The organism is Acinetobacter sp. V116_7 (genome assembly GCF_056735735.1).
In genome coordinates this window covers 390,910-402,602 of record NZ_JBWZIF010000011.1, presented here as the reverse complement: position 1 = coordinate 402,602, position 11,693 = coordinate 390,910, and the positions used below count along the sequence as shown (strand labels likewise).

At 35.3% G+C, this 11,693-nt stretch carries 10 protein-coding genes and 1 tRNA gene; 6 read left to right on the top strand and 5 right to left on the bottom strand.

Annotated features, from left to right (window positions below; all coding sequences use genetic code 11):
• Positions 1–145 precede the first annotated feature (145 nt).
• From AC1PJP_RS02605 to AC1PJP_RS02595, 3 genes are all read left to right on the top strand, one after another.
• Positions 146–219, top strand: a tRNA-Trp gene (locus AC1PJP_RS02605).
• Between the two features lie 461 nt (positions 220–680).
• Positions 681–890, top strand: coding sequence for a cold-shock protein (locus AC1PJP_RS02600; protein WP_003650775.1), 210 nt, complete (start codon positions 681–683; stop codon positions 888–890).
• A gap of 281 nt (positions 891–1,171) precedes the next feature.
• The gene (locus AC1PJP_RS02595) at positions 1,172–1,642 is read left to right on the top strand and encodes an AnBLUF65 family BLUF photoreceptors (RefSeq protein WP_005306937.1); all 471 of its coding nucleotides are present in this window, start codon (positions 1,172–1,174) and stop codon (positions 1,640–1,642) included.
• On the opposite strand, the gene AC1PJP_RS02590 is transcribed toward AC1PJP_RS02595, so the two are convergent.
• Positions 1,617–1,958, bottom strand: coding sequence for a hypothetical protein (locus AC1PJP_RS02590; protein WP_005306934.1), 342 nt, complete (start codon positions 1,956–1,958; stop codon positions 1,617–1,619). The genes AC1PJP_RS02595 and AC1PJP_RS02590 overlap by 26 nt on opposite strands.
• 716 nt (positions 1,959–2,674) lie before the next feature.
• Positions 2,675–3,826, bottom strand: a complete 1,152-nt coding sequence (locus AC1PJP_RS02585; protein ID WP_479766480.1) for an alpha/beta fold hydrolase — start codon at positions 3,824–3,826, stop codon at positions 2,675–2,677.
• Between the two features lie 359 nt (positions 3,827–4,185).
• On the opposite strand from AC1PJP_RS02585, the gene gltS reads away from it, so the two are divergent.
• Both gltS and AC1PJP_RS02575 read left to right on the top strand, forming a co-directional pair.
• The gene (gltS, locus tag AC1PJP_RS02580; RefSeq protein WP_479766479.1) at positions 4,186–5,421 is read left to right on the top strand and encodes a sodium/glutamate symporter; all 1,236 of its coding nucleotides are present in this window, start codon (positions 4,186–4,188) and stop codon (positions 5,419–5,421) included.
• 209 nt (positions 5,422–5,630) lie between these two features.
• Entirely contained in the window at positions 5,631–7,457 is a 1,827-nt protein-coding gene (locus AC1PJP_RS02575) for a monovalent cation:proton antiporter-2 (CPA2) family protein (protein ID WP_198306910.1), read from the top strand.
• A 126-nt stretch (positions 7,458–7,583) separates the two neighbouring features.
• Here AC1PJP_RS02575 and AC1PJP_RS02570 read toward each other — a convergent pair whose 3' ends face one another.
• Together AC1PJP_RS02570 and AC1PJP_RS02565 are read right to left on the bottom strand one after the other, a co-directional pair.
• Positions 7,584–8,417: an SDR family NAD(P)-dependent oxidoreductase gene (locus AC1PJP_RS02570; RefSeq protein ID WP_192835446.1), complete on the bottom strand. Its 834-nt coding sequence runs from the start codon at positions 8,415–8,417 to the stop codon at positions 7,584–7,586.
• A gap of 50 nt (positions 8,418–8,467) precedes the next feature.
• Positions 8,468–8,845, bottom strand: coding sequence for a DoxX-like family protein (locus tag AC1PJP_RS02565; protein WP_005306921.1), 378 nt, complete (start codon positions 8,843–8,845; stop codon positions 8,468–8,470).
• 474 nt (positions 8,846–9,319) lie between these two features.
• On the opposite strand from AC1PJP_RS02565, the gene AC1PJP_RS02560 reads away from it, so the two are divergent.
• The gene (locus AC1PJP_RS02560; protein WP_005306918.1) at positions 9,320–10,411 is read left to right on the top strand and encodes a DUF6670 family protein; all 1,092 of its coding nucleotides are present in this window, start codon (positions 9,320–9,322) and stop codon (positions 10,409–10,411) included.
• 130 nt (positions 10,412–10,541) lie between these two features.
• Here the strand turns inward: AC1PJP_RS02560 and AC1PJP_RS02555 are convergent, their stop codons facing one another.
• Positions 10,542–11,600: an AraC family transcriptional regulator gene (locus AC1PJP_RS02555; RefSeq protein WP_005306915.1), complete on the bottom strand. Its 1,059-nt coding sequence runs from the start codon at positions 11,598–11,600 to the stop codon at positions 10,542–10,544.
• Positions 11,601–11,693: the final 93 nt, after the last annotated feature.

The following is an 11,693-nucleotide window of genomic DNA, read 5'->3' as shown; positions in this document are numbered from 1 at the left end:
GGCGAAATTGGTAGACGCACTGGATTTAGGTTCCAGCGCCGCAAGGTGTAAGAGTTCGAGTCTCTTCGCCCCCACCATTAAAAGAAGCAAGACGATGTTCTTGCTTTTTTTATGATTAAATCATGAGTTGTTTAATCATAAATATAGAGGATTGGTGTAATGGTAGCATGACGGTCTCCAAAACCGTTCGTCAAGGTTCGAGTCCTTGATCCTCTGCCAATGATTTAAAAAATGAAGCTCCTGTTTAGGAGTTTTTTTATTGCCTGAATTTCTAAAAGCTAAATTATTTAAAGTCTATTTTCATATTTTTTATTCTGTTACTTAATACGTCATAAGTGATGATCTTTCTATTCTTCAACAACTGATCCGATCGGTTGTAAGTTGTTGGTTAAGTAGGGAATATACTAAGTTTTTAGTTGCGCTATTAAGTTATTGTTTTTTGGTTTTTTATTAGAATTTATAAAATTTTTCTCATAAAAAGCTTGAATAGAAATTTATTTCATGTATCATGCTCTTAACTAGAAAAAAGTCTTGTTAGTAAATCTTCTTTAAAGTATCGTAGTTTTAGTCATAATCCTTCGTTTTTTAAGATCTTAACTCAATTTGTTATTCTTTTTTCAAAGTTATGTTAGTGTCATTATTAAATGATACTAAAATATTAGAAATCAGTAGGATATATCATGTCTAATACAGTAAGCGGTACAGTAAAATGGTTTAACGAAACTAAAGGTTTCGGTTTCATTCAACAAGACAATGGTCCAGATGTGTTTGCACACTTCAAAGAGATCTCTGGTTCAGGTTTCAAAACGTTACACGAAGGTCAACGTGTAACGTTTACTGTTACTCAAGGTCAAAAAGGCCCAAATGCTGTAAATATTATTCCACAATAATATTTCAGTAAGAAAAAAAGCACTATTTAGTGCTTTTTTTATTTTAGTCTTTTAAAAGAAATTTCATTGTTCTTTTATAAGCTATAAAAGCCCTCTATAAGAGGGCTTTTTATTTTCTTGTTAATATAAATTATTAGTTATTAAGCTCTTATAGTTAATAATCGAACGTATTTTTTTACCTAAACTTTAGAATATGTGTGAAATATAAATTATTAGTAATAGAGATATGGTAGATTAAAAAATCTTTAAATAAAGAAATTTTATATTTCACGGAATTGCTAATGAACGTTCGCTTGTGTTATGCCAGTCAACGAAACGAAAAAAATGAAGATTTATTGCAAGATTTACGTGATATTTTGACAGAAGCACGAGATTTCAATGATTTGAATCAAATTTGTGGGGTGCTCTATTACGCAGATAATGCTTTCTTTCAATGCTTGGAAGGTGAACGGGAGGTAGTTGAACGATTATTTGAAAAAATTCAAAATGATCAAAGACACTACAATGTTAAATGGTTGTGTACATATTCCATCGAGAAGAACTCTTTTCAGCGTTGGTCAATGAAATATGTACAGCGTAATACAAATATTGAATCTTTCTTTTTAAAGATGGGAGAAACTAGTTTTAATCCCATTCGTCTTGATGAGCAAAATTTAAAAATTTTCTTAAATGAATTATTAAGTGCTGAACAAACCAAAATTAATACAGTTAAGAAAGTAGGTATGGTTAAGCGTGGGGTGAACCCTTTTTAGCTATTACACTGATATGGATGGTCTTGAATTTAGGAATCATTTTAGTCATCACTAGGTAGACAATCACTGAACTGGCGAGCATCCATATCACTTCTAAACTTTGACTAATTACAAACATTGCCCAGTAAAAAAAACTAAATAATGCGAGACATAGTCCGCTACCTTTGTAATACCAAGTAATAAATATTCCAAAAAGTGCTGAAGAGAGCAAAAGGTTAGTCGTCTCATTCATTCCAAGGTAGTTAAAGAAAATAATCAGTAAGCATAAAGCTAACATTGATAGTAAATATACAAATATATTTTTTGCAATAAACATTTTCTATACCCTATCTGATGATTAAAAAAAGATCTTTCCTCTGTTTCCAGAGGAAAGATAGTACATATTAATTTTTTGAGATTCTTTTTCTATTATTAAGAGTTTTTATATTAATAAAGATAACGTTACCGTTTCTCCAGATCTCTTCATTAATACTCAGCTTTCTATTTAATAGTAAAGAGTGCTTATATGTACTGAAATTAATTATAGGAAAAACAATTAGTTGTGTTGTAAGTTTTGACTTACATGATTGTGAGAAATTACCTACATTTGTATAAAAAATATACAAATTTTACAAAATAAAATTAAATAAAAATCATATTTAACATATAGTTATTTAATTTTATTGTTAAGGTGGGCTTTACATAAATAACAAAAAGTAACATCTACTTGATAAGGATAATTTTAAAAATAAAAATATTAATTTGATGGCAGATACTATGTTTGAATAATTTTTAACGATTGATAAAATATTTTATTCTTAAACTATATTCTTTATAAATAAAATTTATATTTTTGGATAATTTAAATACTTTTTTGTGAATTGAAATACTAATATATCTTTATAGTATCTATATATTTTAAAATAAGTTGCTTTTAAAATTTCGAAAAAAACTACGATTCAACATACATAAAGATAAACAGAATAGTTTTGCAAAGTTTGAATATTAACCAGTGTAGATATGACTACACTGGTCTGATGATGTGTGAGTGAGTTAATCTGAACGTGTAGCTAGCCAATGACTCATTTCTGGCCAAACCGCAGTAGGGGCTTGGCTTCCAGAAACGACACCCATATGACCACCAGGAACGACTTTAAAGGTTTTGTCTTGGCTGCTAATCAAAGTCATGAGTGGCTTAACAGCATCAGCAGTCACAATAATGTCTGTGCTGCCGCCGACTGCGAGTACTGAACATTTAATATCTTTTAGATAGGCTGTAAGTTCGCCGAATTTAATTACCCCATTGGATAGTTCATTATCAATCCAGAAACGGAGGATAATGTCACGCATGACACCGCCCGGATAGGCGAGCATATTATCGATGAATGAACTTGAGGTTGCATGGTCGACAATAAACTCTCGGTTATCAAGATTCTTAAAAAGTTCCCAATACGTTTTCAAATTTCCAATCGGGTCTGTTAATTTAAAACCTAGCGTGTTTTGCCAGCCATGAATATGAAATGCCTTACTTGGTACGTGGTGGCGAATACGAAATGGCGTATATTTACGAACCCATTCGGCAGGTTTAGTCAGACTGCCATAAAGTTTCCCCATATAACCCGCTTTATGGGTATCGATAGGGGAAGCGAGAATAATTAGATTCTTAATATCTTTATCTTTAAATAATGCGGTATAGCAGAGCGAAAGTGCGCCACCTAAACTCCAGCCATGTAAAGAAAGCTGTTGCTGTCCACTATGCTCGCGAACCTGCTTTAGCATTTGAGGCATAAAGACTTTAATGTAGGTGCCGAAATTGTATTTTGCTTGGTGGCGGGTTGGCACACCCCAGTCAATTAAATAGACATCAAAACCTTGTGCCAAAAAGAAACGTACAAAACTGCGAGTAGGAAACAAATCATAAATGAGCATATTCACTGCTAATGGCGGAACAATCACTAAAGGAACACGGTGTTTTGGTGTAGAGGTATCGGCTTCGTTTCTATAATGGCGTAAGCTAATAATTTCATGCTTATAGATCACGTCAAAAGGTGTTTTTCCTGACAAGGCAATTTCAGGACCTCTAAAAAATAGATCCGATGCATTGATCAACATGTGAGGTATTTTTTGACCAGCACGTGTCTGAAGAGATTTTTTAATAGACTGTAGCTGTGGAACGTTCTGACGAACTTTAAGCAATAAACTCATTGAATATAAAACCTATAAAGATGTTGCCCAGAGCAATAAGGAGCTGGTCTTTTCAGGGATATTAAAGGGAATGAGTTCTAAGTTCCGTGACCCAAAAGACAGTATTTTCTGTTTAAGGTGTCAAGGAATAATTATTTTTAATTAAAAATAATTTTAAATAAATATTTGAAATTAATAATGAAATAAATTTATTTAATATTTTTGTATGAAACCTTTAAAAATTTAAGCTTTTTTTAAGAATAGTAAAAATCTATTGGTAGGGTAGTTTTGTAAAGTTTATTTGTGTTTTTTTTACATATGAAAAAATAAAATATAATTATTTTACAATCCTTTAGGAATGTAATTAGAAAGTAGTTTATATGGAATTTGTTTTTAATGGTTTTTATACGCTAATTTCGGCGGTCATTGTTTTATTGTTAGGCCGCTTTCTTGTTAATCGAATTGATTTTTTAAAACGCTACAATATTCCCGAACCTGTAGCAGGTGGTTTGGTGGCTGCGGTCATTTCTCTACTTGTCCATACACTATGGGGATATAGCATTGTTTTTAGTAGCGAATTGCAAACCAGCTTTATGCTCGTATTCTTTGCTTCTATTGGTTTAAGTGCCAATTTCATGAAGCTTAAAGAAGGCGGTATGGCTTTGGTTATCTTCTTAGTTTGTGTAGCATCCTTCATTGTTGTGCAAAATGCGGTCGGCATGAGCCTTGCAACTTTGCTTGGCCTTGACCCATTAATTGGTTTAATTGCAGGTTCAATTACCTTAACAGGTGGTCATGGTACAGCCGGAGCTTGGGGTGAAATTTTAGAAACTCAGCATGGCATTCAAGGTGCTTTAGCACTGGGTATGGCAAGTGCGACTTTTGGCTTGATTATTGGTGGTGTGATTGGTGGGCCGTTAGCTAAATTGCTCATCAATCGTTATAGCCTTGCACAACCGAAAACCAATGCTGAAATCCAACATCGTGATGGTCATGTTGAGCAAAATTCGGATGACCTTGCGCCGTTTGAAAACCCGCATCAAGTTCGTTTAATTACTGCTGATAATGCAATTACTACACTAGGTATGTTTGCAGCATGTTTGGCGTTTGCAGAGTTTATGACTGGCTTTAGTAAGGGAACTTGGTTTGAGTTACCAACCTTCGTTTGGGCGCTCGGTGGTGGTGTAATCTTAAGAAATATTTTAGAAAGCGTGTTGAAAATTGATATTTTTGACCGTGCGATTGATGTTTTTGGTAATGCGTCTTTGTCGCTTTATTTAGCAATGGCACTGCTTTCATTAAAGCTTTGGCAACTTGCAGATTTGGCTGGGCCTCTTGTGGTTATTTTAGGCGCTCAAACGATTACGATGGCGTTATATGCAGCATTTGTGACGTTCCGTGTAATGGGCAAAAACTATGATGCAGCGGTGTTGTCAGCAGGGCATTGTGGTTTTGGTATGGGCGCAACGCCAACAGCAGTAGCAAATATGCAAGCGATTACCAACATGTATGGTCCATCGCATAAGGCATTTTTAATTGTTCCGCTTTGTGGTGCGTTCTTTGTCGATTTAATTAATGCCACGGTTATTCAGCTCATGTTGAAATTCGTTGTTTAATCAAAAAAAGCCCGTAAGGGCTTTTTTTACGAGTGCTTAATTATGAACCTTAAAATAGAGATATATTTCGTTTATACAGATGCTCTAAATTTTCATTTTCGGACGATTTAAGTCATTTTATTTTTAGGATGCTTTTTCTCAAAACTAATAATCGCCCTTAAACCTAGTTTCACATAGAATAAATTGCAGATAAATAAAATGAGAAATGTATGAGCTCAGAAGCACATTCAATTAGCTTGGTTGCCCCCGTAGTTTTATTGGCAGCGGCCGTCATTGCAGTCCCTATTTTTAAACGTATTGGTTTAGGTTCAGTATTAGGTTATTTAATTGCGGGTCTGATTATTGGCCCATTCGGTTTTGCTTTTTTTCAAGATTCCACCGCAATTTTGCATATTGCCGAGTTAGGAATTGTGATGTACCTATTTGTGATTGGTTTGGAAATGCAACCATCGCATTTATGGAGTCTTAGACGCGAAATTTTTGGCCTTGGTACGCTACAAATTATCATTTGTGCGTTGGCTTTGACTGGCGTCGGATTATTATTTGGTTTTACGTGGCAAGTCGCTTTTATTGGTGCGGCAGGTTTCGTACTGACCTCGACTGCTATTGTGATGCAGTTGTTGGGTGATCGGGGTGACTTGACTCAGCCTCGTGGGCAAAAAATTGTAGCCATCTTACTTTTTGAAGATTTACTAATTGTACCTTTGCTGGCTATTGTTGCTTTTATGGCACCGAATCATGTGGTCGAAAGCACATCTGTACGTCTAGAAAATATAGGAATTGGCTTGGTCGCAATTGCAGGTCTGATTGCGGCAGGGTATTGGCTACTGAACCCATTATTTAGGCTTTTGGCTGCCGCTAAAGCCCGAGAAGTCATGACTGCCGCAGCATTATTAGTGGTGTTAGGGGCAGCGTTACTCATGCAAGTCAGCGGTTTGACCATGGCAATGGGTGCTTTCTTAGCAGGTGTGCTTTTATCTGAATCGACCTTTAGACATCAAATTGAAGCTGATATTGAACCATTTCGAGGAATCTTGTTAGGTCTGTTTTTCCTTGGCGTGGGCATGTCACTGGATTTATCAGTTGTCGCTCAGAATTGGCAACTGATTGTGAGTGGGGTAATTGCCCTGATGCTTGCCAAAGCGCTCATGATTTATATAGTCGCCCGAGTAACGAAAAGCTCTCATACTGAAGCGTTGGATCGCGCTTTACTTATGGCTCAGGGTGGAGAATTTGCTTTTGTGCTTTTCTCTGCCGCGCTAAGTGCACAAGTTATTGATAGTACGGTTAAATCTAATCTTACTGCTATTGTGGTACTTTCAATGGTGTTGACCCCAATTGTCGGTATTATTTTCAAACGTTTTACTCAAACTAAAGCGGATGTTTCATTAGAAAACGTCAATATTGCCGAGGGTTTAAGCGGTAGTGTTTTAATGATCGGTTTTGGACGTTTTGGACAGGTCACCAGTCAATTATTGTTGGCAAGAGGTGTCGATGTCACCATTATTGATAATAATACGGACATGATTCAAAACGCCGAAAAATTTGGTTTTAAAATTTATTATGGCGATGGCTGCCGTCTAGATATTCTACATGCTTCTGGTGCTGCAACAGCACAAGCGATTGTGGTGTGTGTGGACAGTAAAGAAACCACAAATAGAATTGTGGAACTCGTCACCCATGAATTTCCTTTAGCGAAACTATTAGTCCGTTCATATGATCGTGAGCACTCACTGCATTTAGTTAAACAAAAAGTGGACTTCATGATCCGTGAAACGTTTGAATCTGCAATTAAGTTTGGTGGCGTGATTTTGCAAGAACTGGGTGTAGATGAAGACGAAGTAGAACGAATTACCGAGGAAATTCGAGATCTCGATAACGAGCGTTTTGAAACTGAAATCGCAGCAGATGACGTCAATGCGGGAGTAGGAATGCAATATACACATACGCATCCACGACCAACTGCACCATTGATTCGACCAAAACGGGAAGGGCGGATTTTAAATAAAGAAGATAGCTCAGATAACGATTCTTGATGAATATAAAGTTCAGTAAAAGCTCTCTTTAGAAGAACTTTTACTGAACAATAAAACCCGATGCGCCTATCAACCAAACCATCTTAACTGAGTGAGATTAGATTTTTAGTCACATTATAAGCCCGACTACAAATGCTCTAAAGCTGTGCCTTTAACGGGGTTTCTACGCCAGTAATAAGGTTGCAAAAATCTAAGAAAAAGCTTCCATGGCGTGATCCAAGCAATGCGTCGGTTGGCTTTTTTATTTTGAATAATTTGTTTTGCTAAATACGCACAAACAATTTCTGGTGGATCAATCACAAAGAAAAATAAGCGCTTCATTTTTTTCCAGTTTTGGATGTTGCCATTGGTCCAAGAAGAAACTAACAGGTCGGTTGCAACCATGCCTGGGCTGAGTGTGCCAGTTAAAATTGGAGTCGATTTTGTTTCTTTAGAAAGTGCTTTACTGAAATAACTTACGGCTCGTTTTGTGGTTGCATAAGGCGTCATGCCTGCACTCCATTCGCCGTTGCTTCCCCAACCTTCCATATTAAAGATTTGACCATAACCTTGTTTGAGCATGCCTTTTAAAGCGACTTGCGAACCCAACATCGTGCCTAGAATATTGGTTGAAACAGCCGCGTTTAACTCTTCTGGCTGAAGGTCGATAAAGTCTTTAGTGGGGTGGCAGCTTCCTGCGTTATTAATCCACACATCGACTTGCCCAAAGCGCTCAATTGCACCATCCCATAGGGTTTGCACATCTGACACTTGAGTCACATCGCAACACAGACCAATGAATTTTTCTTTATTGAAATGAGTTTCTAAATGAGAAAGAGCCTGCTTAAGATGTTCTGGGTTTCGTCCAGCAATGACAACAGAACATCCAAGATCTAAAAAAGCATGGGCAAGGGCTAAACCAATACCTTTTGTACTGCCTGTAATGACCACACTGCAAACTTCAGTTTTGGGTAAACTCATTGCACTCTCTATATAAAATCTTTAAAAATAGTTACATGAATGGCTGTAAGTTAATTTAGCTCATTTAATAAGATGAGATAGACAATAGATAAACTTATCATCGAAAGATTCATTACGATAGGGTTGTAGGGCAAGATCAGGGTAGAGGGTATTAAAAAACCAATTAAAAGAAGTAAGCCAAGCAAACCCCAAATGCTTAAATAATGAATATATTTATGTGCAGTAAAGAGAAAACATAAACCAAAAATTATTTCAGCAATACCACTCGCATGGCCTGCAAGTTTTGCATGTTCAAGTGATAGTCCTACCCATTGCCATACAAAAATTTCATCAGAATTAAGAAATAGGAATTTGGGAACAAGTCCTTGATAGATCCATAAAAAGGCCAGCACAAGGTTTATAAATTTGAAGATATTAATATTTTTCATGCAAATTACTTTAAGAGTTTAAAATTTTCTTTAGATCAAGCTTATTATATTAACTCATCAGATATAGTATTGAAGTAATTCACTATAGAACAATTTAGAATATTTAGAAAAATAGTAGGGCTGAAGTATTTATAATGTCTTATTCCAATTCTTATTCGAGTAGGGCGGGCAATTGGTTCTTTTGGAGTAGTATTCAATAGGTGAGTTCAGATGTTTTTTAATTGAAATGTCATAAAGAAAGGTTAATTTAAACCCATAAGAAAAATTGATGAAAATTGTTGCGAACAATAAAATTAAAAACAATTTTTAAAGACGTGGTCATGAGGTAATTAGAGCTAATTCGAAAGAGTTGGCTTTTTTGTTTTAGTGCATTTGCTTAGATCAAGATGTCCTTTATTAACATTCAATTGCAAATTATCAAGTTCTAATATGGAACTTCATTTTTTAAGTAGATAAAAATAAAGGATCTTAAAAATGCTAATCTCAAGCCATAGATTACCGAAGAGTCTTAAAGACAAAGCCAATCAAAAAGTTGCTAAACTTTCAGGGTCATTGTTAGGAGCTGTTACACCAGAGCGGCAATCGGTATTGCCAAAAGAGTTTGAACTTACTCCTCATACTCTTTATAAACGCTTTGGGAGTACACATTACGGGATCATGGTACCTGACTTACCTGAACCATTTCGATATTTATCTTGGGCTTCAGTTTTAGGTTATGTAGGATTTACGATTACAGATACCAACTATCAAATGTCTAAGGATGGAAAAGGGGATACAGCTTCGTTAGTGCATGGAACAGCCTTATCGACAACTTCTGAAGCTTACAGAACATATTCAATTAAAAATGATATTAAATTTAGCCAAAATCCTTTTGCGATTAATTTTGACAATCAAACTATCATGCATGAGCAAGGCGATGGATTCTTACTCATTACTAAAAGAGAAGATTTAGAGCTAGAACTTTATTTAAAGCCCACAAAAGCTATTTCATGGTTTGCCTATAGTGGCCTGTATAAGCACTTTAGTGTGCTCATGCAATATGAAGGTCATATCAAACAAAAGGGAAATAGTGAAACCGTTCAAGGACTTTGCACGTTGGAGTCTTGGAAAGCTGTAGCTACCTCAATGCTCAAAAACAAATGGTTAGTTGAGAATATTCAACTTCCTGTAAAAGTCTTTAGCTATCAAGTTATTAATATTGACCACGAACAGCAGTTATTGCTGGCTTTTATTTGCTATGAAGACCAACCCATTTTGACTTCTGTTTACTATCGTCATATTGATGGAACGTCAATTCAATATAATGGAGATATACTTTTTGAAGTAACGAGTCTTCAAGAAGAACCGCAGATTACTCCCGATAATTTTTCAATGAATGTACCAAATACTTTTCGCTGGGTTGCTTATCACAACAATCAAAAGGTTTTAGATATTTCAGCACATGTAGATACCCCGTATTGTTTCGGATTGGCAGCTGGTTTTGTTTCTTCATATGCATGGCAAGGTGAATTCTATGATCAGCCATTAGTGGGAAGGGGTTACTTAGAATATATCGACCGAAGGTAGAAACTTATTGCTTTTAACTTGCCAAATAAGCAAGGTAAGTTGATCAGGTTTATCAGTGGATGGGATTTATTGTCCAGAAACTCTAGACGAAGCTAATTTTGCTGTGCATTCTGTTTTCTGAATGTACAGCCTATTCAGACTTTAATTTTTTTCTATATTGATGAGGAGTTATACCTGAATATTTTTTAAAAGCCCTAACAAAGTTAGTAGACTCTTCATATCCAATCAAGTTTGCAATATCTTGAATATTATATTGTTCTTTTGCTAAAAGTTTTTTTGCTTCCTTGAAACGAATCTCATTAAGAAGTTGAAGAAAGCTAGTTCCTTGTGTCTGTAAATGGCGTTTAATCGTTCTTTCAGACATATTTAAACGTTTAGCAATCTCGGGAAGAGAAGGATAGTTTTTATTAAAATTATGTAAAAGTTCCATCTTTATCGAGTTTTGCAAATGATGTGTGGCATCTTTTACTATTAAACCTTTATCTTTTTCACAGTATTGAATAGCTTGTTGGAAGGCAACTAAATCACCTTGTGGATTGGACTGTTTTAAATATTTTAAAGGAAAAGCTATAGCATTCCGCTTACTATTAAAATGATATTTTATATTTTTATTTAAAATCTCTTCATAATCTGAAGATTCACACCAATCTAGAAAAATTTCACATTCCTCTAAATTTTCTTGAATAAGTAGTTCTAATAAATGAATTCCACCAAATAAAAGACTTTCAATTAAAAATGCTCTTAGTTGTTGAGACTGCTGTTCATCACCTAATTTTACTGGATGAACATCGTCTAGATAAATGTATACAAGTTTTTCGTCGAAAGTCCAATTAGGTATGAAACTTTGAATACGTGTACAGAAAAAATGTTGGCAAAGATTTAGAGCTGTTTCTACATCTACGCAACTCAAAAAAGCAAAACCTAATGAGCCATGGGCCGTTGGTCGTAAAGCTGATCCGTATTCTATTCCTAGACGGTTGTTACCAGTCAGCCGAAGTGCATTGGCTACTAATTTAGACCATTGATGTGCACTCATCTTTGCATCATATTGCTTGATGTCTAATAAGGATAGCCCTGTATTTTCTAGAAGAATCGCAGCACTAATATCATATTTTTCGCAAATCTCTAATAAAAGACGGGCATAAGAAATGGATATGGTCTCATGAAATAATCCAAAAGGATCTTGCATATATTTAGTCTTGGCCTAAATTGATCATTAATATGGCATATCTACACCTATTGTGTGAAGAGTTTTTTTAATAACTTATAAAAATAATATTTG